We start from the raw sequence: 23,702 nt of genomic DNA on the forward strand, positions 1-23,702 counted from the left end.
GCGGCCGGTATTATTTCAGCTCCGCGACCGTCACCCCGGCGCCCCCTTCATTATACGCACCCATCCGGAAGCTTTTCACATGCTTGTGCTTGCGCAAAAATTCCTGAATCCCCGACCGCAGAACGCCGGTTCCCTTGCCGTGAATAATATACACTTGTCCGAAATTGGCCAGATAGGATTCATCCAGAAACCGGTCCACCTCAATGATCGCTTCCTCGACATTTGCCCCCCGCAAATCAAGCTCCATCTTTGCGTTATCCTCCCTGGTCCGCTTCAGGCTTGAAGTTGCCTTCGGAGGCGCTTTCGTCTGTGAGGAAGCCTTTTTCACAAGCTGCAGATCGTCCTGCTTCACCTTCATTTTGAGGATACCCAGCTGCACATTCGCTTCCTGAGCGTTCACGATGTCCACCACATGCCCTCTTTGACCAAGGCTTGTGACGATGACTTCGTCTCCCGGTCCGATGGCCTCCGGCTTTTTCTTCGGAGCCTTGGACGCCTGCTTTGACTTCAGCTCCGGCGCAGCATTGTTCAGCCGGCTCTTGAGCTCGCTCAGCTTATGGTCCTTTACGCCGCTTCCTTCTTCCCGCTGCAGTCTGCGCAACTCCTTGATGACCTCATCGGCCTCGCGCCGGGCTTTAGCCACCGCCTCGCGCGCCTCAAGCTCGGCCCGCTCAAGCAGCTTGTCGCGCTGCTCCTCGAAGCGCCGTCGCTCGCTCGCCAGCTGCTCTTTGAGCGCTTCGACCTCGAGGCGAAGCTGCTCCGCCGTGGTACGCTCCGCCTCCGCCTTCAGCCGGTTCTCTTCGAGCGTCGCAATCATCGACTCGACGCGCTGATCCTCCTCGCCGACCTGCCCCCGGGCATGATCGATGATCGGCTTGGCCAGACCGAGCCGCTCGGCGATGGCAAAAGCGTTGCTTCGCCCCGGCACGCCCACCAAAAGCCGGTAAGTCGGCTTCAACGTTTGGACATCGAACTCCATGCTGGCATTGATGACGCCCTGGCGATCGAAGGCGTATGCCTTTAACTCGCTGTAATGCGTCGTGGCTACGATGCGGCAGCCCATCCGGTGAATATAATCCAGAATGGATATCGCAAGCGCCGAGCCTTCGGCCGGATCCGTACCCGCTCCAAGCTCATCAAGCAGCACCAGGCTCTTGGGCGTCATTTCCTTCAAGATGCGAATGATATTGGTCATATGGCTGGAGAACGTACTTAAGTTTTGCTCGATGCTTTGCTCATCCCCGATATCCGCATAAATCGCATCAAAGACGCAAAGCTGGCTGCCCTCCTCGGCGGGCACGAACAATCCGGCCATGGCCATGAGCGACAGAAGGCCGATCGTCTTGAGCGAGACGGTCTTGCCCCCTGTGTTCGGGCCCGTAACGATGATGGCCGAATAGCGGTTGCCCAGCTCCACATCGATCGGTACGACGCTGTCCGGTGAAATCAGCGGATGACGGCCGCGCTTCAGCTTGATGAACCCGCGGTCGTTCAAGATCGGCAGCGTCGCTTTCATCTCACGGGCAAGCCCGGCTTTGGCAAAGATGAAATCCAGCTCCGCCAATGCCTCCACATTCACCAAAAGCGGATCAGCCGCTTCTGCGACAAGCGCGGAGAGCATGCGCAAAATTTTCTCAATCTCCGCTTCTTCCTTCAGCTTCAGCTCCCGAACGCGATTGTTCATCTGTACCACAACTTCAGGCTCGATAAACAGCGTTGCTCCCGATGCGGATTGATCGTGAATCATTCCGCCGAAGTGGCCGCGGTATTCCTGTTTTACCGGAATGACGTAGCGGTCGTTACGCATCGTTACCAGATTTTCCTGGAGCATCTTCTGGATCGACGGCGTCCGTATCATCTGCTCAAGACGCTCTCGGGCTTTCGATTCGCTGCCGCGCAGCTCTTGACGTATCCTTGCAAGCTCAGGAGTAGCGGAATCGGCCACATTCGCATTTTCATCGATGCACGCCCGGATCCGGTCCTCCATCGCTTTATGATCGGTCATCGGCTCCGTCAGTTCGATCAGCAGCGGTATCGGATAATCCTCATGCAGGGCTTCCAGAAACTTCTTCAGCCGTCTGCCGGCCTGTGATGTCAGCAGGATATCCAACAGCTCCGCCGGATTCAGCATACCGCCGATCCGGGCGCGGTGAACCGCTGCGCGAATATCGCGTATACCGCCAAATGGAGCCCCGCCCTTAAGGCGTTCCACATTCACGGCTTCATCGGTAGCCTGCAGCCTGCGTTTCACCTCGGAAAATACACCGCTCGGCTCAAGCGAAAGGACGCGTTCCTGCCCCATAGATGTGGAAGCGTGCTGCGAACAACGCTGAAGCACGGCGTGAAAATCGAGGGTGGACAATATTTTTTGATTGTATGATGAATTTGTTTTCATTGGAATTGGTTATAAACCTGCCTTTCTTGAGAACCGAAAAAGCTATTCGCTATACTATTATATCCAAGTCGGAGCCGTTAAGCTATGGATACCCTAAGGATTGCCACTTATAAAGCGTTTTGTCCGCGGTAAAGCTAATTTCAAGCCCGCGAAGCTCAAGCGTCGCGACTAACGTATTTTAAGGAGGAATCTGCAGATGCATTTGCTTGGCCATCTCGTCAGATTTGTCGTTTCCGCCATCATGCTGCTGGTGGTAAGCTGGATTGTTCCCGGATTTTCCGTTGGGGGATTCTGGAGCGCCTTCTTTCTGGCACTGGTAATCGCCATTGCGGCGTGGATCATCGAAGGAGTTTTCGGCAGAAAAATTACGCCATTTGGACGGGGGGTCGTAGGCTTCATTACGAGCGCCCTTATCATCTGGCTGGCGCAGTTTATCGTAACCGGAGTATCGACCAGCATCATCGGCGCCATTTTGGCCGCCTTGGTGATCGGGATCATCGATTTGTTTATTCCGGTCAAGACTCCCTTTGAACACGCATCGAAACGCGAAGGCGCCAAGTAACAAAGGAACTGTCCCGGTCATGGGGCAGTTCTTTTCTTTTTGCAGCACATACAGGATTAACCGGATACCATTTTTGTTTTGATGCACACGGGCTTCGGTCACGATCTTTTCACATGTCTGTCACGGCCCTGACACAGCCAAACGAAGCCGATATTGGTAATATATATACATAAACAATTCTTTAATCAACCGGGTGGGGGGAATGATCATATGAAAAAGTGGATGATCAGTATTGTGGCTGTCGGCCTTATATTTGCACTGTCTGCCTGCGGTACAAAACCGCAAGCTTCGCAGCCTGCTGCCAATGAAAACACAGCAGGAGGAGCGGCAGGAAGCTCCGCATCGTCCCAGGAAGTCAAGCTGATTGCCACCAATTTTGCTTTTGACCAAAAAGAATATAAGGTGAAAAAAGGACAAGAAGTTACCTTTACGCTGGAAAACAAAGAAGGGCTTCACGGGATCGCCATTAACGGACTGAAAGTGAATCTGGACAATAATAAAAAATCGGCGACGGTGATCGTCGACAAAGAAGGCTCTTATGATATCATTTGCTCCATTCCATGCGGCTCCGGCCATATGGCTATGAGAGCCAAGCTAATCGTTGAAGCATAAGCTCATATACAAGCAGCCTCATCCCGTACGGCAATGGCGGGTGGGGCTGTTTTTTTCGTATTCGGTTATCGTGTGCCTTAGAGCCGGAACTTATTTTCCGATTAACGACAGCATCGATCAAATCAACCGGACTGTCCGGCCGCCTGATCCCCATCCGCCCGGCTCTTCCACAGCTCCTGAAGCTTCTCCGTGATGACCGGTGTCCGCTCCAGGATATAAGGAGCCAAAGCGGATTGTTTCAACAGCCGCTGAGACGTGTCGTTGGGAAGCACGGTCATGATGTGGACGGCAATTACGGCAATCAACGCAGCTTCAATAAAGCCTAATGTCGCACCGCTAAACTGGTTAATTTGCTTGAGTCCCGGTGCCGCCGTCAACAGGTTTAACAGACGTCCGGCCATGCTGAAAGCGAATTTGGCTCCAAACAGCAGGAGAGCGAAAGCAAGCGCATTATACACGTAAGTATCCAGATGCAGCTCTTGTGTGAGGAACGCATCATTTGAGTAAGTTTCATGTCCCGAATATCCGAGCATTCCTTGAAACCATGGCGCTGCATCATCGTAGAATGCAAATGCAATCAGGTAAGCCGCGAACAAGCCGGCGATCGAGAGGAGCTGGGCAATGAACCCACGTGAATAGCCGAGCACGATCCCGACAGCCAAGATCACCAGTACTCCCCAATCCAATCCGTTCATTCTTCTATTCCTTCTCCACGAGCTCAATCCACTCGTTATATTCGATTTGCAGCTTTTCGTATTCGGATCTCAAGGTCTCCAGTTCCTGATATACCTGTTCCGCCTTCTCCAGCTGCTGTCCGTATTCGGCCTGCAGCGCTTTATGCTGCTGCACCTGTGCGTTCAACTGTTCCTGCAGCTCATTATACAGCTCTATCTGCAGCTCAAGCTCTTCCTGCTGCTCCGTCAAATCACGCCCCAGCTTCTTTGCCAGTTCGGCTTGCGACTCCAGCTCAACAATGCGGGCTTCCTGTGCGGCAAGCCGCTGCTGGAGCACATCCCGCTCGCTCTGCGCGGAGATCTGCCGTTCTTCGAGCGCAGCGCACTGTTCTACCAGCGCCCTGCTAAGCTCTTCTGCCGCCTCGCGTTCGCGGCGCAGCTCGGCTAATTCGCTTTCGCGTTCAGCCAGCTTGCTTTCCAGTTCCGCCCGATACGCTTCATGCCTTTCCGCCGTTTGCCGAGCCTGCGCTTCCTGGGAAACGACGCGCTTCTGAAGCTCGTCATACTGTCCCTGCAGTTCGTCATACAGTTCCTGCTGCAGCTCAAGCTCTTCCTGCTGCTCATGAAGCTTGGCGCGAAGCTCGTCGGCATAAGCCGCCTGCGACTCGCTGCGCTGCTGCCACTGGCTGCTGCTTTCCTGCAGCTGCAGATTGTACGCCTGCTGCTGCGCGAGCTGCCGTTCCAGCTCCGCCCGGCGCGCCTCCAACCCGTCGGCTGTCTGCTTCCACTCCGCTTCGCGCTCGGACAGCTTCCGCTCGAGCTCCGCCAGAGCCGCTTCCTGCTCCGCAGCTTCCTCGCGGGCGCGATTGCGCACGGCCGCCAGCTCCCCGGCGTGCCGCTTCTCTTGATCCGCCAGCTGCCGCTGCAGCTCTGCTTCGCGCAAACTGCTTTGATCCCGCAGTCCTTCAAGCTCTGTTTCCAGCTCACGGTAGAGTTCCTCCTGCAGCCCGAGCTCTTCCTGCTTCTCATGATGCTCGCGACGCAGCGCCTCGAGCTCCGATTGCAGCTTGTCATTAAGCTGCTGCAGTTCCCGGCCTTTCTCCAGCTGTTCGCCCAGCTGCATCTGCAGCCGCCGCTTTTGCTCCAACTGCTCTGCCAGCTCCGCTTCACGCTGCTGCGCCTGCACACGCTCTTCCGCTGCCTGCTGCTGCAGCTCGTTGTAGAGCGTTACCTGCAGCTCAATCTCCTGCTCCCGTCTGGCAACCTGCTCCTGGAGCAGGTCCAGCTGATCGCTGAGCTCAGCATACTGCCGCTCCCTCGTCGCAAGCTGCTCAACCAGCTTGTCCCGCTCGGCCTGTACGGTCTGCAAACGCTGCTCCAGCTCGCGGACGCGAGCCTCCTGTGCAGAGAGGCGCTGTCCCGTTTGCTTTGCCGCCTCCGCCTGCTTGACGAGCTGCGCTTCCAGCGAGGCCGCACGGCCTTGCAGGCCGTCTTTCTCTTTCTCCAGCTCAGATATACGCCGCTCCAGTCCCTGCTTCGCCTGCTCCAGTTCCCGCAGCTGCTTTTCGCGGCGCTCCGCTTCCTGCGCATCCGAATGAACACGCTCTTCAAGCTCCCACGTTCGCCCGACTGCTTCCGTCAGCTGCCGTTCCAGCTCTCCGGTCAGCTCCAATTGACCGTCCAGACGCTCCCGTCCCTCCGCCAGTTCCGTTTCCAGCTTCTGCCGCAGGTCCTCCAGCTGATTCAGCTCCGCACGAAGTGCAGCCGACTCCAGCTCGGCTTGCTTGAATGCGGATTGCTGCGCATCCCGCTCCGCCGTTACGGCGGCCAACCGCTCGTTTACGGCAGACAGCTCCTCCTGCTGCTGCGCATGAATCCCACGGAGCTCCGCCAGATCATCCTGCGCTTTTTCAAGCTGCCGCACCTTGGCGAGCGTGCTTTCCAGCTCCTTCTGTATGCGTGTCCATTCATCCGCCATGTTCACCGCCGCCAGCACGGCGATTTTGGGCAAATCCAGCCGGGGACTGCTTTCGGCAATTCGATGCATTTGATCATTGACGAGCGCCGCAACGCTCTTTATATAAGAAGGACTCGACCTTGAAATCAGCTTATATTGAGTGCCATAGATGTCTACGGTCATCCGGACTTTATCTTCACCGCTCACGAAACGCTGCTCCCCTTTCCAGAACAAACAAAAAAATTCTCCGTATCCTAGAAACATTCGATACGGAGAATCGCTTTTCCTGCTACAGTTCTCAACCTTTTGTCAGAAGAGATGAACCATTATTTCCTCAGCACGGCGGCGAAAGCCGATTCCAGCTCGGCCACAACGCGGCCATGCAATTCGCTTACCTCATTGTCGGTCAATGTACGGTCCGGCGTCCGATACACAAGGGAAATGGCGACGCTTTTCTTATCCGCTCCAAGCCGTTCACCCGTGTAAACATCGAATACCTGAATCGACTCTAGCAGAGAACCCGCCGTCTCCCTGGCTTTATCCAGCAAATCGCCCACGGCTACGCCGCGGTCCACCACCAGCGCCATGTCGCGGATAATGGCCGGGTAACGAGGCAGCGGGTCATAGGTGAAGCGTTCACCCGCAAGCTCCGTGAGCGCGTCCATTTCCACTTCTAATACGTATGTGTCGGCAAGGTCTTTCTGCTGCTGCAGTGCCGGGTGCAGCTGTCCGAGCGTTCCGATGATTTTGCGGACTCCATCACGCTCTACTTCCACTTGCGCGCAGCGCCCCGGATGGAAGCCTTCCGGACCTGCCGCTACGTACCGGACGCCTTCTATACCCAGATACTGGACGAGCCCTTCAAAGATCCCCTTCAAATCATAGAAGTCCACGTCCCCCGGTTTTCCCGTCCAATGCACATCGCTCCGCTTGCCCGTCAGCAGGATCGCGAGCATAAGCTTCTCCTCCGGCAGCCGGCTGAGCGTTTCTTCATCCGAGAGGAACACGCGGCCAATCTCAAAAACAGCCACATCGTTGATGTTCCGGTTGCGATTATATGCAGCCACGTCCAGCAGATGAGGCACCAGGCTCGTGCGTAGCACGCTGCGTTCTTCGCTCATCGGCATCGCCAGGGCTACCGGCTTCGTTTCGCGGTGAGCGCCAGGGAAGCTGTGAATCTGCTCCGGATGGGTGAACGAATACGTAATGGCCTCATGAAGGCCGCTGTTCGTCAGAAGCGTCCGGACCACGCGGCGGATCGACTGCTCTCTTGTGAGTGCGCCCGGCGTCGTTACTACGTTCATCAGCGTTGTCGGAATATGATCGTAGCCGTGAAGGCGCGCCACTTCCTCAATGAGGTCGACCGCTCTCGTGATATCACCGCGTCTGCTGGGCACATGCACCCGGAAGCCATCCCGATCAAGCGGCTCAACGGCAAAATTCAACCGCCCGAAAATGGCTTTCACTTCCTCGGCAGACAACTCGGTACCAAGGTAGCTGTTGATGCGGCCTACGGTGATCTCGATCTTCACCGGCCGATGCTCGCCGCTTACAGCCTCTACCACACCCGATGCCACTTGTCCGCCGGCCAGCTCCGCAATCAGTGACGCCGCACGGTTCAAAGCCGGAATGACCGCTTCCGGATTCACTTCCTTCTCAAACCGCAAAGACGCCTCGGAACGGAGCCCGAGCTGACGCGACGTTTTGCGGACGGAGCCGCCGTCGAATTTGGCCGATTCCAGCACAATCCGGGTCGTTCCCTCGGTGACCTCGGAATTCGCGCCCCCCATTACGCCTGCAATCGCGACCGGCTTCGTACCGTCCGTAATCAGCAGCATGTGAGGCTCAAGCGTTCTCTCCACATCGTCGAGCGTTACAAGCTTCTCGCCTTCGCGGGCCAGCCTTACGTCAATATGGCCGTTGGCCAGCTTATCCGCATCAAACGCATGCAGCGGCTGTCCAAATTCCAGCATCACGTAGTTGGTAATGTCGACGATATTATTGATGGGCCGAATTCCGGCCGCCATCAGACGATTTTGCAGCCACAAAGGTGACTTTCCGATTCGTACGCCTTCGATCAAGCGCGCCGCATAATGCGAGCACAAATCTTTTGCGGAAATTTCGACCGATATCTTATCCTCCGCCTTTATTCCGCTTGTATTCTTACGGAGTCCCGACTCGGCGTCAGGCAGCTTGACTTCCCGGCCGAGAATGGCGCCGATCTCATAAGCCGTACCCAGCATACTCAAGCAATCCGAACGGTTCGGCGTCAGATCCAGATCCATTACCTCATCGTTTAGAGCGAGCACATCCAGAATGCTTGCACCCACCTCCGTGTCCTCAGGCAGAACAAGAATGCCTTCCTGAATCTCCTTGGGCAGCAGCTTGTCGTTTAAGCCCAGCTCCTTGGCCGAGCAAATCATTCCCTGCGACTCCACGCCGCGCAGCTTCGAGCGTTTGATCGACAATCCGCCCGGCAGCTTCGCGCCTATTAGCGCGACAGGCACCTTCTGGCCTGCAGCCACATTTTTCGCTCCGCAAACGATTTGCAGATCTTCGCCTTGGCCCGCATCGACGATGCATACGCTCAGCTTGTCGGCATCCGGATGCTTCTCTCGCGACTTGACAAAGCCGACGACGACCTTTTCCACACCCTTGTTCCGGTTTTCCACAATATCGACTTCAATCCCGCTTCTAGTCAGCTTTTCAGCCAATTCGGCCGCTGTATTACCGCTTATATCCACATACTGGGATAACCAATCATACGATACCTTCATTTCCCCAGGTCACGCTCCCCTCTTAAATATGCACGAACTGCTTCAGGAACCGCAGATCGTTCGTATAGAAATGGCGAATATCTTCAATGTCATATTTCAGCATCGCGATTCTTTCCACGCCAAGACCGAAGGCAAATCCGCTGTATTCCTGCGGATCATAGCCTGCCATCTCAAGCACGCGCGGATGCACCATGCCGGAGCCAAGGATTTCGAGCCATCCTGTCTGCTTGCACACCCGGCAGCCGTGACCGCCGCACATCGCACAGGTGACATCCACCTCCGCACTGGGCTCCGTGAACGGGAAGAAGCTCGGCCGCATCCGGATTTGCGTTTGCTTGCCGAACAGCTCCTGAACGAATTGAAGCAAAGTCCCCTTGAGGTCGCTCATACGAATGCCCTTGTCGATGACAAGTCCTTCAATTTGCGTGAACATATGGGAATGCGTCGCATCATCGTCGTCACGGCGGTATACCCGGCCGGGGCAGATGATTTTGACCGGCACATGGCCTTTCATTTTCTCCATAGTCCGTACTTGTACCGGAGAGGTATGCGTCCGCATCAGAATGTCTTCTGTTACATAGAACGAATCCTGCATGTCGCGCGCCGGGTGGTTTTTCGGCAAATTCAGCGCTTCGAAATTGTAGTAATCCTGTTCCACCTCAGGGCCTTCGGCCACCGAATAACCCATGCCGATAAAAATATCCTCGATCTCCTGAATCACCTTGCTGATCGGATGCACCGCGCCCCGTGCAACGGGCCGCCCCGGGAGTGTCACGTCAATCGTTTCAGCCGCCAGGCGCGCCTGCGTTTCCGCTTGGTTGTATTCTGCCTGCTTGGCTTCAATCACTTCCTCGATCGCAGCGCGCACTTCATTGGCCACTTGACCGATAACCGGACGCTCTTCCGCGCTCAAAGCGCCCATACCGCGCAAAATTTCGGTGAGCGGGCCCTTTTTCCCTAAATACTTGATACGAAGGTCGCTGAGCTGCTGCTGGTTTTCCACACGAGCGAGCTCGTTAAGCGCCTCTTCCTTTAATGCAAGCAATCGTTCTTTCATCGCCATGCCGCCTCCTTAATCGTTGTTTCATTATGTGCCTTAAGTGCCTCCCGGTTTCGCTCAACGCAAAAAAGGCTTTTCCGTCCGATAAGGGACGAAAAAGCCGCGGTACCACCCTTGTTGGAAAAACCTTTCTTATGCTGCATAGCATAGGCACGAAGAAACGGTTCCTCCCACTTCGTTGAACGTAACGGTTCATGAACCACAATTCGCGGTTCGACACCGGTTCCTTCTACTTGCCGATACAGACGTCCGTACGGTTTCAAAGGACTGCTCAGGAGCGAACTTGGGCAGCCTGATTCCTCGGACACGCTCTCAATCGCCGGCGTATCCTCCCTGTGAAGAAGCACTGCTTACTTTTCTCCGTCAACGCATTTATCATTATGGATTTATCAAGTATTATATGCAAACGATGCGCCGGATGCAAGTGCCCTCCGCCTATCCGGTTACTGGGCCGGTGGCGTAAAGGTGCGTGCAAGAAACTCGGTATCGAGCATAAAAAAGGCATTGCTGTCTTTATCGATGCGCTTCAGCTTTTGAATAATGCTGTCAAACAGCGCCTCTTCCTCAACCTGCTCGTCAATAAACCACTTCAAAAAATGAATGGTGGCATGCTCGCGATCGTTCATGGCAATGTCGGACAAGTCATAGAACCGTTTGGTCACAACTTTCTCATGCTCATAGGCATGCTGATAAGCATCCAGTACGGACTTGTAATTATTATTCGGCGTATCCATGCCGGATACGGTGACGCGTTCGCCGCGATCGTTCAAATACTTGTATATTTTCATCGCATGGAACCTTTCTTCCTCGGCCTGCACAATGAAGAAATTCGCAAACCCGTCCAGGCTCTCCGAAGAACAGTAGGCCGCCATGGCCAAGTAGACTTGAGCCGAATAAAACTCAAAATTCATTTGGTCGTTCAACGCTTTGCTCAACGCTTCATTCATGAAATCACATCCTAAATATGTAGTCATATATCCCTATAATATACCATTGTGCGTCAAGGAAAGCGATTGTGAAATGTGAACATGATATGTCATTTCCTGCCGCCAAGCCGGAAGATCAACTGATCTTGTTCTTCAATTTTTCAAATAACATTTCGGCATTCGGGGCAGATACCAGCTTCTTGGATTTTCCTACAACGGCAAAGCATTCTTTGGAGCAAAGCTTGCAGTTACCCAGGCAGTCCCTTTTCTTCTGCTTTACTTTAGGATAGTCGCCTTTAATGCTTTTATACACTTTTTTGGTGCCTCTTTTAAAATTTTTGCAGCAGTATCTGATCTTTTTCATAAAGATGATGTCCCGCCTTCCGCCGCTGATTCAAGCTTTATACCCGAATGATAATAGTTATCATTATCAATGTCAATCCTGCAGAAAACCGGTTGTTTCCGCTCGTTGCCGCTGCGATCGCGCTTCACCCCTCTCACGCGGGCCACTGCGCTGAAATTCATCCTTACGGCGGGGTTTTTGGCCTCTCCGCTCTCTATTGCGCTGATTTTCAACGTTACAGACTGCTGCATACTAAAAAGCAGTAGAGATGGGATGACCCTTGCTCTACTGCTCCTCTACTTCACGGCTGCACTATTGGCAGACGATATTCCTCGCATTCCTTGAGCCATCGTACTACAAGCTCCGGATTGGAAGCAAAATGCAAATGCGTATAACCTGCCACCGTCCGGTACAGCAGGCAGCCGTCCTTTTTCGTGCCCCGCAGACCCTTGGTTTCATAGGCCGGTGCCGGCTCTACCGCCTCCGCCGGTACATAGGTGGAATAATGGAACTCGTGCCCGCGCGCGATGTCCCCGTCCCGAAACAGAAAATTGTCCGGCGTGCCTGTGATTTCCCTGAGTCCTAGTGCAGCGAGCTTCGGCTGCATGACAACTTTGCCGGGGATAAGCCCCAGCATGGGATAACTTCGGCCCTGTGTATCTTCAATCGCCTGTGTCAAATACATAAAGCCTCCGCATTCGGCCAGTGTCGGCAATCCGCTTTCCAAGGCTTTTCGTATGGACCCGGCAACCGCCTCCTCCCGGCTCAGCGCATCGGCGAATTCTTCGGGGAAGCCCCCGCCAATATAAAGCCCCTGCACCCCTTCCGGAAGCGGTTCTCCCGCCAGCGGGGAGAAGTAGACCAGCTTTGCTCCGTAATGCTCCAGAAGCTCCAAATTTTCAGAATAATAGAAATGGAAAGCCGCATCGTACGCTACAGCCATTCTGACTTGATATAACCGGGCCGGAGGCGCAAAAAGCTTCGGCGGCTCTACAGCCGGCGGTTCAGCGGCGGAAGCAAGCTCCAGCAGTCTATCCAGATCGGTATTCTGCTCCAGACGATCGGCCAATTCCTCGAAGAAACCGCCCATCTCCCCACGTTCAATGGAAGGTACGAGTCCGAGATGACGCTCGGGCAAGGCCAGCTGATCTTCCCTCTTCAAAAAGCCGATGACCGGAATGCCGCATTCCTGCTCGATCGCTTGTTTGACAATGCGGTAGTGTCCGTCACTGCCGACCTTGTTGGCGAAAACGGCGGCAATGCGCACATTCGGCTCCAGAAGCTGAAAGCCTTTCACGATCGCGGCCGCGCTCCGCGCCATGCTCTGACAGTTTACCACCAGCAGAACAGGCAGCTGCAGCAGCATGCCGATCTCGGCTGTGCTTCCTGTGTTGGACAGCGGATCTTTCCCGTCGTACAGCCCCATTACACCTTCAATGACCGATACATCGGCATCCTTGGAGGCGCGTCCGTATATTTCTTTCACCGTCTCGGACGTCAGCATCCAGCTGTCCAAATTGCGCGAAGGCCTGCCGGTCACCGCCTTATGATAAGTCGGATCGATGTAATCCGGGCCGCATTTAAATCCCTGCACCGTCAAGCCTCTGCGGCGCAAAGCCGCCATGAGACCAAGGGTAACGGTCGTTTTGCCTGCACCGCTGCCGGTCCCGGCGATGACGACGCTTCGATGAACCGCTTGTCCGTTCACCCCTATGCTCATAAGCTGCCGCTTCCCTTCTCAAAATCCATTATGCCAACGGATATCGTTACGTTGCCGCTTTTTTTCTTTACCAGCGCAAGACGTTTCGCTCCCGTAAAGCGTTTGGCGGCAGGTTCGCTGACGCCGTACGCGCCGGTATATTTATATACGGTCTCGGACGGTTCCTCGATCGGTATTTCATTAAGCTCCCCGGGCGTATAGCAAACCAGCGGCCAGCCGTTCTCTTCACATACGGCGAGCAGGCCTTCCTCGTCTTTTTTCAAATCGATAGTGCAAACCGCCTTCACGCTACGAATTGAAAACCGAAGCTCCTCCAGCGTTTCCCGGATAACTGCCGCAATTTCCTCGGAGGAGGTGCCCCGATTGCATCCGATGCCGAGTGCGATCACTTTGGGACGGTACAACACGCCGTTTTTCAGAATGGGCTCTTCTTCAGGCGTGAGGATACGATGAGTCACGACCAGCGCAGCCTGCGGCTCATCGCCTAGAGCGGTCGGGATATCCTTGTAAACGCGGATGTTGTGCGGGAGCGGAGACGGATAAGTCCACCAATCCGGTTCCCCGGATTCCTGAATAATAGCGATTCGTTCCTCATTTACGACGGATGCGCTCACCGGCGTCAGCTTGTCCGCCGATTCCCAAGTCCATCCGTAACGTCGTCCGAACAAATCGACGGCAATCGTCTTCTGCACGTCCGACGCCGTGGTAATCACCGGCACTGCGCCAAGTACCGCCGCAACCTCGCGCGCGAGCTCGTTCGCTCCGCCCAAATGGCCGGACAGCACGCTGATGACATGCTCGCCTTTGTCGTCAATGACGACGATACCGGGATCCGTCTTTTTATCCTTCAATAAGGGAGCGATCATGCGAACGACGGCCCCAAGAGAAATGATGCAAATGATTCCGTCGTAAGCGGGAAACAGCGCCGGAAACAGCAGGCGCACGCTTCCTTCAAACAGCTGGATATTCCTTCCGGATTCGTCTCCACGGGCGAACTTGGACATATAATACACATCCGCATGGTCAAACGACCGCTGCAGCCGGCGTGCTAGCTCCACCCCGTGCTTTGTGATGGCAATCAACGCATAATTGCCCGATTTCCGGATATCCGGGATCGTCCCTTCCTGCAGCGTAATGACTTCCGGTTCCCCCATCAGTCCTTCACCCCTTTGCGGTAGCCGTGCGTGAACGATTTATCGTACAGCTTCGAACGGTACTCCTCATGAGTACCGATTTCCGGGTCGAGCGCCCATCCGGCCAAAATCATCGCATGCTTGCGAATTCCGTTCACGCGCATATCCTCATCCAACCGGGCAAGCGTAGTCCGCACGATGATTTGATCCGGCCAGGACGCTCGTTGAACGACGGCAACCGGGGTTTCGGGACTCCATCCGGCCTCTGTCAGCTCGCGCACCACTTTTTTCGTCAGCGTTGCGCTCAGAAACAACGCCAGCGTACAGTGATGGGCCGCCAAATCTTTGAGCTGCTCGCGATCCGGCACCGGAGTGCGTCCTTCGGCCCGTGTCAGAATGACCGTTTGGGTCAGCTCCGGAATCGTAAGCTCAGCCCCTACCGCAGCCGCAGCCGCAAACACGGAACTGACACCCGGTACGATCTCGCATGCGATTCCTTCCTTGGCCAGCAGCGCCTTCTGTTCCATGATGGCCCCGAAAACGGCCGGATCTCCCGTATGGACACGGGCTACAAGCTTGCCTGCTTTGACGCGGTCCGCCATGATGGCCACCATTTCCTCCAGACTCATCCCCGCGCTTTTGAGCACTTCCGCTTCAGGCTTTGCCCGTGCAATCAGTTCGTCGTTCACAAGAGAGTCCGTGTAAAGCACGACATCGGCCTCCTGGAGGATGCGCAGTCCCTTCACCGTAATCAAATCCGGGTCTCCCGGGCCTGCGCCGATAATATAAAGCTTCATTTTCTCACCACCATTAACGTCAAATACTCCAGCTCGCGACCGGCCAGCTCTTCGATATTGCGCCAAATTTGCTCCTCGCCCGAGGTCACCTTAGTCAGTACCGACGCCTTGTCCGTCAGCCCCAGATCCCGCAGCACCGACAGCATCAGATCGATGACCTTCGCTACCTTGATGAACACGACGCAATCATGCGTTTCCAAAGCCCGGCGCATCTGCCCATAATCATTCGTAGCCGGTACGATCGCCATCTGCTCGTCACCGTCGGCAAGCGGTAACCCGAGTCTGGATGCCGCAGCGTTGACGGAGGATATGCCGGGAACCGAAATGGCCTCCACCTCCGGGTGCCTTTCTTTCATCAGGCGCATCAAATGGATATAAGTACTGTACAGCATCGGATCGCCTTCGGTGACGAACACGACAATTTTCCCCTGCTCAAGGTGGCTCCAGACCGTATCTACTGTCTTGTTCCACTGTTTTTCCAGCGCTTCTTTATCTTTCGTCATCGGGAAGGTCAGGGCGAGCATCTCCTTTTCCCGGGTGTCTACATACATTTCTACAATGGTCAGGGCGTAGCTCTTGGCGCCCGATTTTTTGCGCGGATAGGCGATCACCGGCGATTCCTTGAGCAAACGAAACGCCTTGACCGTAATGAGCTCCGGATCTCCCGGGCCTACGCCCACGCCGTATAATGTGCCGATCTTACTCATCCGTTTGTCCTCCTGTCGTCGGACTGTCTTTTTGATGCCGTCTTGCTGCAATGATATACACGGGGTTCAAGCTTTCAAACCGCGTCATGTCCAGAATCGGCTTGCTGCGGCTGATTTGGGCGAGCGTTATATCCGCTGCGAAGCCTTCTTCGGCAAAAGCTTTGGTTGCGGCCGACAGGTTCTCGATCGTTGCAGCGTTCAGCACAATGGTACCTCCCGGTCTCAAACGATTGCAGCAGATCGAAAGCAGTTCCCTCAGCTCTCCCCCGCTGCCTCCAATAAACACCGCATCCGGATCGGGAAACTGATCGAGTCCCTCCGGCGCTTTGGCATGAATTCCCGTAATGTCAGTCCGGAATTTGCGGATATTTTCACGGAAGTTCGCCAAGTCCCCTTCATTTTTCTCGACCGCATACACAGCCCCGTCACGGCATATCCGGGCCGCTTCAATCGCTACGGAGCCTGTGCATGTACCGATATCCCATACGATGCTGTCCCGTCTTAAATGAAGGGCCGCCAAGCTGAGGACGCGAACCTCTTTTTTCGTGATCAGCCCTTTGTCGGGCTTGCGCTGTGCAAACTCGGCGTCATCAATGCCGAGCGGCCAATCCGGCGACGCTGTCCCCGGCCGCCTCCGCAGAATCACGATATTCAGCGGTGAGAAGCCCGATTCACCGGAGGCGGCAAGCTCTTCGAGCCCGTACCAGCCGGTACGCTCCTTCGTACCTCCGAGATGCTCGCCGACAAAGACGCGGTATTCGGTCATGCCGAATTCCAGCAAATAGCGGGCGATTGCACCCGGATGGTTCTTCTCATCCGTCAGCAGCGCTACTTTGGCTTGTCCGTCGATCCGCTGCGCAAGCCCCTTCAGGCTGCGGCCGTGCGCGCTTTCGATATATGCATCCTGCCAGCTCTCGCCGATTCGCGCAAAGGCGAGCTGAAGCGAGCTCACCTGCGGATATACCTCCACCCGCCCGGGAAGCTTGCCCGCCAAATAACCGCCTATACCGTAAAATAGCGGATCGCCGGATGCCAGCACCACGGTCCTCCGGTGCTCTGCCTGAAGCTTCTCCGTCAGCTCGCCCAGACCACCCTTAATCAGGATCGTTTCTCCCCGAAAATCCGGGAAAAACTCCAGCTGCCGTTCTCCTCCGACAAGCACCTCGGCCTGCCTGATCCGATCTATGTACAATTCAGGCAAACCCGCCGTTCCGTCATCACCGATCCCTATGACGGCAATCGTTTCTTTCATCTAAAAATCCCCTTCCTGCCTGACGCTATATCCGCCGCTTTCCTTGGTCATGCTCATCCTTCCCAACAGCTCGGCCTTCATCGAGATAATGACCGTTTCCACCTCAAAGCCTGAGCTGCTGCTTCCCCCTGCTTCTTGAAGCAAAGAACGGCAGCAGTACGCGCACATCACATCGAAAAATAATCTGCATCCCAGCTCATGCATCATATCTCCCACCTGAGAAGCGGTGTTCGCTTCGGCAATCTTACGGACCACCGTCTCAGAAGCTCCGGCCTCCTCCGCCATACGGGCAAGAAAGCCGAAATCAACGGGGGCGCTCTTGGAATGTACCATCATCACCCCTTGCGCGACTTTGGAAAACTTGCCCATCATTCCGACCAGCGTCACCTTGCGAATGCCTTGTCTCGCACATTGTTGAAGCGCGAACCCGACAAAATCCCCCATTTCGACGAACGCTTCCTCCGGCAGCTTCGGATACATCTCCATCCCGAACTTTTCGGTCCGTCCTCCGGTAGAAAGAACAACATGGCTGCAGCCGCCCTTGACCGCTACTCGGATAGCTTGGGCTACGCTGGCTTTATACGCTGCCGTCGAGAACGGGACGACGATCCCCCGCGTACCCAGAATCGAGATGCCGCCTACTATGCCGAGTCTGGCATTCAGCGTCTTCTTCGCGATTTCTTCTCCATCGGGAACGGAAACAACCACCCTTACCCCCCGATTCAGCTCATACCGGTTTAATACCGCCTCGACCGCTTCGCGGATCATCTTCCGGGGGACCGGATTAATCGCCGCCTGACCAACCTCTACCGGAAGTCCGGGCTTTGTTACCCGACCTACGCCGACGCCGCCGTCCAGCTCGATGCCGGGCGTTTCCCGCCAGGAAACCTCGCAAATGATTCTTGCTCCATGAGTCGCATCCGGGTCGTCGCCGCCATCCTTAATAATTTCAGCGGAAGCCCGGTGCTCCTCCACCTCGCATGCGACGATCTCGAAGGTGACGTCCTGACCGATCGGCAGCCGGATGGTCGACTGCCGCTGCGGCTCCTGCACAATCAGCGCCTCAAGCGCCGCCTGCGCCGCAGCGGTCGCGCAGGCGCCCGTCGTATATCCATGACGCAGCGGCTTGGACTCCTTCGCATCCATGCCGCTTATCCTTCGCGCTCTGCAAGCAGCGACAGCGCATTAACGGATGCCACTGCAACAGGGCTGCCGCCCTTCCGGCCGATATTCGTAATGAAAGGCACATCAAGCTTGAGCAGCTCTTCTTTGGATTCCGCCGCAGAAACGAAGCCGACAGGCACGCCGATGATCAGACCCGGCTTCGCCTGGCCTTCCTTGACCAGACGAATCAGTTCCAGCAGCGCCGTCGGCGCATTGCCGATCGCATAGATCGCTCCGTCCGCCTCACGGGCCGCTTTACGGATCGAGATGATCGCCCGCGTCGTATTCAGACGCTTCGCTTCCTCCATAACATCCGGATCCGATATGTATACCCGAACGTCGCCGCCGTACTTTTGAATTCTCGGCTTGCTGATGCCCACCTGCACCATTTGCACATCGGCTACGATCGGCTTGCCGCTTCGGATGGCGTCGATACCGGCGCGGATGGCATCCGGATGGAACACCAGGCTGCGCCCCAATTCAAAATCCGCCGATGCGTGAATGACCCGCTGCACCACCTTGTACTGCTCCTCGGTAAAGGAATGCTCGCCAAGCTCCTCGGTAATCATTGCAAAGCTTTTCTCCTCAATTTCCTGCGGCTGTACCGTCAGCGGTTTAAACTCCGTCCGAAAATCCATAATTTATCGCGCCTCCCGTAACGTGTGATTTAATTCGTCCAGCACTCCGTCAAACTCCGAATACACAACGCCGTAATCCAGCTGCGGGCGTCCGATGACGATCGTATCAATGTTCATTTCCAGCGCTGCCGCAAGCTTTTCCTCGACCGCCCCGATTTTGCCGCTTTCCTTTGTGATGACCGTCGTGACCCCGTAATGCCGATACAGCGCTTGATTCAATTCCTTGGAAAAGGGCCCCTGCATGGCCACAATATTTTTCTGTTCGATGCCCAGCTGCTCGCACTTCTCCATGTTATCCTTACGGGGCAGCATACGGGCAACCAACGTCGTATCCGGGAGCCCGATCAGCCGCTCGGCAAAAATATGCAGCGTCTTGCTGCCCGTCGTGAGCATAATCACGCCGCGTCTGCTCGCGGCAAGCTCCGCTGCTTGCTCATAGTCGTCCACGAACAAAAGCCGCTGATGCCCTTCATAGGTTCCCCGCTCCCGCTCATAACGGATATACGGCACGCCCGTCTGAAGAGCGGCCGCCATAGCCTGCCGCGAAGCTTCCTCGGCAAACGGATGACTCGCATCCACGACTGTCCGAAACCCGCGGCTGCGGATCAGCTCGGCCATACCGGCTGCGTCAAGCCGGCCGGTTTGCACCGGAATCCCCGCCTCCTCCAGACTTTTCGCGGCACTCTCGGTCACAACCGTAGCAAGCAGTTCATACCCTGCGCCCTTAATGCGCACCGCCAATTCACGCGCATCGCTCGTTCCTGCCAGCATGAGAATCATAAGTACACCTCTTTGCTCTTAACAGTCGGCTTCTGCCGTTCATGTTCATGATCGTGGTCATGGTGGTCGTCATGTTCGTGATTATGATCATGATGGTGGTCGTGATGCTCGTGATTATGATGGTGGTCGTGATCATGGTGATGATGGTGATCCATGTGCTTCGCCGCCTCAAGCCGAAAATGACACATATCACAGTTCATGCGAACTTCTCCATAGAGCGCCTCGTTGGCCCGCTCCTTCAAAATTTCGCTCAGCTTCGGATGAAAGCCAAAGTAGTCCGCCAAAACGAACGACCGGTCCGGATGCTTTTTAGCAAACTCGCCTTTCATTTGCTCCAAGCGTTTGATCAGCACGCCCGTAAACAGAAAATAAGGCAGCATCACAATCCGTTTGGCGCCGAGCTTCACGCAGCGCTCTACGCCTTCGTCCGCGAGCGGGGCCGTTACCCCAATGAAGGCAGTTTCCACCCATTTCACCTTCAGCCGCTCCCACAATAGCCGCGATATTTTATATAAATCGCTGTTGGCGTCCGCATCGCTGCTGCCGCGTCCGATCACAAGCAGCGCCGTATCCTCCGCGTTCTCTTCAAGATCGATCCCCGCTTCTTCCAAGCGTGAAGACAAAATATCAAGCGCCAGCTCATGAACGCCGATCGGCCGGCTGTAAACAAACAGAACGTCCGGATACTTCTGCTTCGCCGCATCTATGGCAGCCGGAATATGCAGCTTCGCATGCCCCGCCGCAAACAGCGTGATCGGCACAACCGCAACCAAGGTCGCTCCCCGGTCTACGCAGGTCTGAATGCCTTGAGCGATCGTAGGTGACTCAAACTCCAAAAAGCACGTTTCCACGATCGGCTCCCCCAGCATTTTTGCCACCGAAGCTACAAAAATGCGTACCTCCTCATTTCCTTCCGGATCCCGGCTGCCGTGCCCTACAAACAATACCGCATTCATGCTCCGTCCCCCTTCTTTACCCATTATTGTCCTTATCGGCCTTATGAATCGCCGCACACCGCATTTTCGATCTGAAAGACCGGCAGATCCTGATGCCGGTACCCTTCCAGCTCCTTCACGCGGCCGAAAAATTTATGGAACCGCTCGTTCGGGTAACCTTCATTGGCGTAACGGGAGACGATTCTCTCCACCGTCTCCACCAACCGCTCCGGCTCGATGCCCTCAGCGACAGGCTGCCCCGGGCGGGCATTTCTTCCGACCGTTTTGCCTCCCAGGAACAGATCGAACTTTTCTCTGCGGTACACGATCCCGATATCCTCCTTCACAGCTCCGTAGCACGCCATACCGCAGCCGTTGAAGCCGATCTTCAGCTCCTTCGGCACGCGCATACCACCCAAGCGGCGATGGAGTTCTTCCATATAAGGCACCGAATCGGCCTTGTCCATGTTGCAGAAATCGCAGGCTTTCAACTGCGCCACATCGCCAATCGGGGCAACGAGCAGCCCTGCGTCCGTTAATCTTGAGGTCACCGCATCGGGATCCGATGTCCGGAGACGCACCAGCATTTGATGATGCGGGGTATATTCCATCGTCCCGTCTTCGCCAACGATCTCGGCAAGCAGCGCAAGCTGGGCGGCGGTCAGCCGTTTCTCGGCAAGCCCCGGACTCACGGCAAATTCAAGGATGGCTTCCTGGCGGAATAGGCCTGTGTCAAGGCTGCCGGATTCGGGCCGGGCCAATCCGGAGCTGTGCGCATCGGCAAGCTGCAGTGCTTCCAGTGCCAGCTCATACGCGGATACCGGCTTCTCAGATTTCCCCTCCGCTTTATATTCCGCCGCCGGACCATCCGGCTCCGTCTGTTCCCCCAGAGCCCAGGGCTCCGCTTCTTTCTGCAGCCTTTGATGCGGCTTTAGGGGCTGTACTTCTGATCCGAGCGTATACTTGCGCTGATAGCCGCGCGGTGTCACCATGAGCCCGTCATAAACTACCGTGGTCGAGTTGCCGATAATCACCGTCGTCAGCATCCCGATGTCGTGCTCCAGCATCTCTTCAAGCGTAGTGATGACGATGTCTTCACGCTCGCGGTAAGCGCTCTTGACGATCCCTACCGGCGTCTGCGGCGAGCGATGCTTCAGCAGCACCCGCTGCGTTTCCACGATTTGCCTTGTGCGTCTGCCGCTTCGCGGATTATACAGTGCAATGACAAAATCGGCCTGCGCCGCCGCTTCCACGCGCTTGATGATCAGCTCCCATGGCGTCAAATGGTCGCTCAGACTAATCGTGCAGGCATCGTGCATGATAGGCGCCCCAAGCAAGGAAGCCGTCGAGTTGATCGCCGATATGCCGGGAATCACTTCGACCTCTACGCCTTTGCCGCGCCGCCAGCCTTTTTCCATCAGCACCTCATAGATCAGCCCGGCCATGCCGTATACACCGGCGTCCCCGCTGGAAATGACAGCCACCCGATGTCCGGCCTCCGCTTGGCGAACCGCCTCCTGCGCCCGGCTCACCTCTTCAGTCATCCCCGTGCGCACCACCTGCTGCCCGTTTAACAAACCTCTCACCAAATCTACGTATGTATTGTATCCGATCACAACGTCGCTTTCCTGAATTGCATCTCTCGCTCTCTGGGTCATATGTTCATAGCTGCCTGGTCCAAAACCAATCACAGACAATTTCCCTTTCATACTTCATCCCTCCTTGACTTCCTAATCAATTGATCAGCATGGTCATACCTTCTATAAGGAATATGCCTCGTCCCTTCGCAAACTGCCTTCAACAATAAAATCTGCTTCCACTAGAGTGATGTTCAGCGCAGTGGCACTCCTTCTGGCAATGAGCCCTCTTTTGGGGCTGCTGTTAGACTGATTTTCAGCTCAGCAGCACAACGTGGTCCAATCGCGACCCATACAGCAAGCTCGTGAGGCAGCTGGCAGGAGGTGCCGTACGAATCCCGCAAGCTTCTGCGTCCATCCGGATTCATCGGGATTCTCCTCTGTCCGGTGAAAAAAACTGCTGTCCAACCGATATTCGGCACCCGAACATCGGCGAGCACTGCAAACCGGATGGACTCGCTCCGCATGCCAAAAATACAAAAAAGCATCTTCCTCCCGGAAGATGCTTGACGACAATGGATGGGGAACCAGCAGCACGGCTTTATTTTACGCATGGGCTGTCGCCCGTTTGGCTGCGCTCAATAAAGACGGTCGTGCCTGCATGGCTTCTACCGCTCTCGTACACCATCCTATCCGCGTAGGTATCGGGTGACTTCGTTGACAGCCGCCATCACAACATCGGATGGAACGGCCTCAACAGAACAGGCAGGTCTCCTGACTTGCGTCTCAACGCTTTTCCGCAGCCTTCCCATCATTCGACAGTGGCGTCATTCAAGCAGAAAAGCTTCTCGCTTACAGTGGCGGGACCGTGCCGGACTTGCACCGGCTTCCCTTTTAAACCGAGACCGTCTTTACGAACGGAATCGGTACCTGTTCGATAAAATGATGACTATTGCTGATTAGGGTAAAATCGAGTTAATGATAGCATGGTTGTCCGCTTAATGTCCACATCAGTTTTCACTTTTCACGGGACCCCGAAAAGGTTATGATGGAATCGACAGGGCATAAGAAAAGCTTCTGCTAAGAAGCCTGTTCGATGAAGAACCGTTCGTGTGTTAAGATGAAGCTTTTCCGTAATACCGGAATCGTGATCCTCCGGATCGAAGCCGTACATTCTGATATTAATAAAAAAGGAGATCTGCCGCCGATGGATCATCAACAGCTGATCAACTATGGATTGAAGAAAACCGGCGCCGACTTGCGTTATCCGTTTGATCCTGAAACGCCGGTATTGTTCGTCGCCAATAAAATGTTTGCACTTTTCGGCTCATTTCAAGGTACCCCCAGCGTGAACCTGAAGGCCGACCCCGACACCGTATGGCTGACGAGACAAACCTATCCGAAGTCCGTCTACCCCGGCTATCACATGAACAAGCGCCATTGGAATACCGTCCTGCTGGACGGGTCGATCGGCGACAGCGAAATATTGGACATGCTGGACGAATCTTATCAGCTGGTTTGCAGCAAGCTGCCCAAGTCGGAAAAACAGCGCTTGTCTCTCCAGTAAACGATGTTTCAACTTGCGGCTTACCCGTTAAGCGCTCTTGCTATACCATACATCGTAAGCCGTCATTTCATCGTTTGGCATCTCCCATCCACGGCCTCGCCTTTGAGATTCCTCGCTCGTTTTCTT

The 23,702-nt window shown here is 55.3% G+C and carries 21 protein-coding genes and 1 riboswitch; of the genes, 4 read left to right on the forward strand and 17 right to left on the reverse strand.

The annotated features are described in order from the left end of the window. Positions 1–10 precede the first annotated feature (10 nt). Positions 11–2,395 carry an endonuclease MutS2 gene (locus tag NR121_RS18405; RefSeq protein ID WP_256831691.1) on the reverse strand — a complete coding sequence of 795 codons (2,385 nt, stop codon included), beginning with the start codon at positions 2,393–2,395 and terminating at the stop codon, positions 11–13. Positions 2,396–2,591: 196 nt separating this feature from the next. Here NR121_RS18405 and NR121_RS18410 point away from each other — a divergent pair, with 196 nt between their 5' ends. After that, positions 2,592–2,957, forward strand: a complete 366-nt coding sequence (locus tag NR121_RS18410; protein WP_054818674.1) for a phage holin family protein — start codon at positions 2,592–2,594, stop codon at positions 2,955–2,957. Positions 2,958–3,167: 210 nt separating this feature from the next. Beyond that, complete coding sequence (locus NR121_RS18415) at positions 3,168–3,569, forward strand: cupredoxin domain-containing protein (protein WP_174351677.1); 402 nt, start codon at positions 3,168–3,170, stop codon at positions 3,567–3,569. Between the two features lie 122 nt (positions 3,570–3,691). Here NR121_RS18415 and NR121_RS18420 read toward each other — a convergent pair whose 3' ends face one another. From NR121_RS18420 to cobJ, 16 genes are all read right to left on the reverse strand, one after another. Further along, positions 3,692–4,264: a CvpA family protein gene (locus NR121_RS18420; RefSeq protein ID WP_054818673.1), complete on the reverse strand. Its 573-nt coding sequence runs from the start codon at positions 4,262–4,264 to the stop codon at positions 3,692–3,694. Positions 4,265–4,268: 4 nt separating this feature from the next. Further along, positions 4,269–6,407, reverse strand: a complete 2,139-nt coding sequence (gene zapA, locus NR121_RS18425) for a cell division protein ZapA (protein WP_256831693.1) — start codon at positions 6,405–6,407, stop codon at positions 4,269–4,271. Between the two features lie 119 nt (positions 6,408–6,526). Further along, the gene (gene pheT, locus NR121_RS18430; RefSeq protein ID WP_054818671.1) at positions 6,527–8,977 is read right to left on the reverse strand and encodes a phenylalanine--tRNA ligase subunit beta; all 2,451 of its coding nucleotides are present in this window, start codon (positions 8,975–8,977) and stop codon (positions 6,527–6,529) included. Positions 8,978–8,999: 22 nt separating this feature from the next. Further along, positions 9,000–10,034: a phenylalanine--tRNA ligase subunit alpha gene (gene pheS, locus NR121_RS18435; protein ID WP_054818670.1), complete on the reverse strand. Its 1,035-nt coding sequence runs from the start codon at positions 10,032–10,034 to the stop codon at positions 9,000–9,002. A gap of 446 nt (positions 10,035–10,480) precedes the next feature. Then, positions 10,481–10,984 (reverse strand): ferritin, encoded by a 504-nt coding sequence (locus tag NR121_RS18440; RefSeq protein WP_074728835.1) that lies wholly within the window; start codon positions 10,982–10,984, stop codon positions 10,481–10,483. Between the two features lie 115 nt (positions 10,985–11,099). Further along, positions 11,100–11,327, reverse strand: a complete 228-nt coding sequence (locus NR121_RS18445) for a DUF1450 domain-containing protein (protein ID WP_054818668.1) — start codon at positions 11,325–11,327, stop codon at positions 11,100–11,102. 280 nt (positions 11,328–11,607) lie between these two features. Then, the gene (locus tag NR121_RS18450; protein WP_054818666.1) at positions 11,608–13,026 is read right to left on the reverse strand and encodes a cobyrinic acid a,c-diamide synthase CobB; all 1,419 of its coding nucleotides are present in this window, start codon (positions 13,024–13,026) and stop codon (positions 11,608–11,610) included. Next, entirely contained in the window at positions 13,023–14,180 is a 1,158-nt protein-coding gene (locus tag NR121_RS18455; protein ID WP_256831695.1) for a cobalt-precorrin 5A hydrolase, read from the reverse strand. The genes NR121_RS18450 and NR121_RS18455 overlap by 4 nt, the downstream gene beginning before the upstream one ends. After that, the gene (gene cobM, locus NR121_RS18460) at positions 14,180–14,956 is read right to left on the reverse strand and encodes a precorrin-4 C(11)-methyltransferase (RefSeq protein ID WP_062409449.1); all 777 of its coding nucleotides are present in this window, start codon (positions 14,954–14,956) and stop codon (positions 14,180–14,182) included. The genes NR121_RS18455 and cobM overlap by 1 nt, the downstream gene beginning before the upstream one ends. After that, positions 14,953–15,663, reverse strand: a complete 711-nt coding sequence (gene cobI / locus NR121_RS18465) for a precorrin-2 C(20)-methyltransferase (RefSeq protein ID WP_256831696.1) — start codon at positions 15,661–15,663, stop codon at positions 14,953–14,955. Before cobI ends, cobM begins: the two co-directional genes overlap by 4 nt. Then, the gene (cbiE, locus tag NR121_RS18470) at positions 15,656–16,915 is read right to left on the reverse strand and encodes a precorrin-6y C5,15-methyltransferase (decarboxylating) subunit CbiE (RefSeq protein ID WP_256831697.1); all 1,260 of its coding nucleotides are present in this window, start codon (positions 16,913–16,915) and stop codon (positions 15,656–15,658) included. Before cbiE ends, cobI begins: the two co-directional genes overlap by 8 nt. Further along, entirely contained in the window at positions 16,916–18,061 is a 1,146-nt protein-coding gene (locus NR121_RS18475) for a cobalt-precorrin-5B (C(1))-methyltransferase (protein WP_062409452.1), read from the reverse strand. It abuts the gene before it with no gap. Positions 18,062–18,066: 5 nt separating this feature from the next. After that, positions 18,067–18,717, reverse strand: coding sequence for a precorrin-8X methylmutase (locus NR121_RS18480; RefSeq protein ID WP_062409453.1), 651 nt, complete (start codon positions 18,715–18,717; stop codon positions 18,067–18,069). Between the two features lie 3 nt (positions 18,718–18,720). Continuing rightward, positions 18,721–19,497 (reverse strand): precorrin-6A reductase, encoded by a 777-nt coding sequence (cobK, locus tag NR121_RS18485; protein ID WP_054818665.1) that lies wholly within the window; start codon positions 19,495–19,497, stop codon positions 18,721–18,723. Beyond that, positions 19,494–20,453: a sirohydrochlorin chelatase gene (locus NR121_RS18490; RefSeq protein WP_054818664.1), complete on the reverse strand. Its 960-nt coding sequence runs from the start codon at positions 20,451–20,453 to the stop codon at positions 19,494–19,496. The genes cobK and NR121_RS18490 overlap by 4 nt, the downstream gene beginning before the upstream one ends. A 41-nt stretch (positions 20,454–20,494) precedes the next feature. Further along, the gene (gene cobJ, locus NR121_RS18495) at positions 20,495–22,141 is read right to left on the reverse strand and encodes a precorrin-3B C(17)-methyltransferase (protein WP_256831698.1); all 1,647 of its coding nucleotides are present in this window, start codon (positions 22,139–22,141) and stop codon (positions 20,495–20,497) included. 430 nt (positions 22,142–22,571) lie between these two features. Here cobJ and NR121_RS18500 point away from each other — a divergent pair, with 430 nt between their 5' ends. Beyond that, positions 22,572–22,721 (forward strand): hypothetical protein, encoded by a 150-nt coding sequence (locus tag NR121_RS18500; protein WP_171006028.1) that lies wholly within the window; start codon positions 22,572–22,574, stop codon positions 22,719–22,721. A gap of 35 nt (positions 22,722–22,756) precedes the next feature. Further along, positions 22,757–22,958, reverse strand: a riboswitch (cobalamin riboswitch). Between the two features lie 258 nt (positions 22,959–23,216). Next, positions 23,217–23,576: an MmcQ/YjbR family DNA-binding protein gene (locus NR121_RS18505; RefSeq protein WP_062411012.1), complete on the forward strand. Its 360-nt coding sequence runs from the start codon at positions 23,217–23,219 to the stop codon at positions 23,574–23,576. Positions 23,577–23,702: the final 126 nt, after the last annotated feature.

The sequence above is a fragment of the Paenibacillus sp. Pae15 genome (genome assembly GCF_024519685.1).
Lineage (GTDB): Bacteria > Bacillota > Bacilli > Paenibacillales > NBRC-103111 > Paenibacillus_G > Paenibacillus_G naphthalenovorans.

What these genes read in the sequence shown, in the direction of transcription:
- NR121_RS18475 (WP_062409452.1), bottom strand. Translation starts at nt 18,061, where the DNA reads ATGGATGCGAAGGAGTCCAAGCCGCTGCGTCATGGATATACGACGGGC.
- pheS (WP_054818670.1), bottom strand. Translation starts at nt 10,034, where the DNA reads ATGAAAGAACGATTGCTTGCATTAAAGGAAGAGGCGCTTAACGAGCTC.
- pheT (WP_054818671.1), bottom strand. Translation starts at nt 8,977, where the DNA reads ATGAAGGTATCGTATGATTGGTTATCCCAGTATGTGGATATAAGCGGT.
- NR121_RS18405 (WP_256831691.1), bottom strand. Translation starts at nt 2,395, where the DNA reads ATGAAAACAAATTCATCATACAATCAAAAAATATTGTCCACCCTCGAT.
- NR121_RS18490 (WP_054818664.1), bottom strand. Translation starts at nt 20,453, where the DNA reads ATGAATGCGGTATTGTTTGTAGGGCACGGCAGCCGGGATCCGGAAGGA.
- cobI (WP_256831696.1), bottom strand. Translation starts at nt 15,663, where the DNA reads ATGAGTAAGATCGGCACATTATACGGCGTGGGCGTAGGCCCGGGAGAT.
- cbiE (WP_256831697.1), bottom strand. Translation starts at nt 16,915, where the DNA reads ATGAAAGAAACGATTGCCGTCATAGGGATCGGTGATGACGGAACGGCG.
- NR121_RS18450 (WP_054818666.1), bottom strand. Translation starts at nt 13,026, where the DNA reads ATGAGCATAGGGGTGAACGGACAAGCGGTTCATCGAAGCGTCGTCATC.
- NR121_RS18505 (WP_062411012.1), top strand. Translation starts at nt 23,217, where the DNA reads ATGGATCATCAACAGCTGATCAACTATGGATTGAAGAAAACCGGCGCC.
- NR121_RS18500 (WP_171006028.1), top strand. Translation starts at nt 22,572, where the DNA reads ATGCTTGACGACAATGGATGGGGAACCAGCAGCACGGCTTTATTTTAC.
- NR121_RS18420 (WP_054818673.1), bottom strand. Translation starts at nt 4,264, where the DNA reads ATGAACGGATTGGATTGGGGAGTACTGGTGATCTTGGCTGTCGGGATC.
- NR121_RS18480 (WP_062409453.1), bottom strand. Translation starts at nt 18,717, where the DNA reads ATGGATTTTCGGACGGAGTTTAAACCGCTGACGGTACAGCCGCAGGAA.
- NR121_RS18410 (WP_054818674.1), top strand. Translation starts at nt 2,592, where the DNA reads ATGCATTTGCTTGGCCATCTCGTCAGATTTGTCGTTTCCGCCATCATG.
- NR121_RS18445 (WP_054818668.1), bottom strand. Translation starts at nt 11,327, where the DNA reads ATGAAAAAGATCAGATACTGCTGCAAAAATTTTAAAAGAGGCACCAAA.
- cobM (WP_062409449.1), bottom strand. Translation starts at nt 14,956, where the DNA reads ATGAAGCTTTATATTATCGGCGCAGGCCCGGGAGACCCGGATTTGATT.
- NR121_RS18415 (WP_174351677.1), top strand. Translation starts at nt 3,168, where the DNA reads ATGAAAAAGTGGATGATCAGTATTGTGGCTGTCGGCCTTATATTTGCA.
- cobK (WP_054818665.1), bottom strand. Translation starts at nt 19,497, where the DNA reads ATGATTCTCATGCTGGCAGGAACGAGCGATGCGCGTGAATTGGCGGTG.
- NR121_RS18455 (WP_256831695.1), bottom strand. Translation starts at nt 14,180, where the DNA reads ATGGGGGAACCGGAAGTCATTACGCTGCAGGAAGGGACGATCCCGGAT.
- cobJ (WP_256831698.1), bottom strand. Translation starts at nt 22,141, where the DNA reads ATGAAAGGGAAATTGTCTGTGATTGGTTTTGGACCAGGCAGCTATGAA.
- NR121_RS18440 (WP_074728835.1), bottom strand. Translation starts at nt 10,984, where the DNA reads ATGAATGAAGCGTTGAGCAAAGCGTTGAACGACCAAATGAATTTTGAG.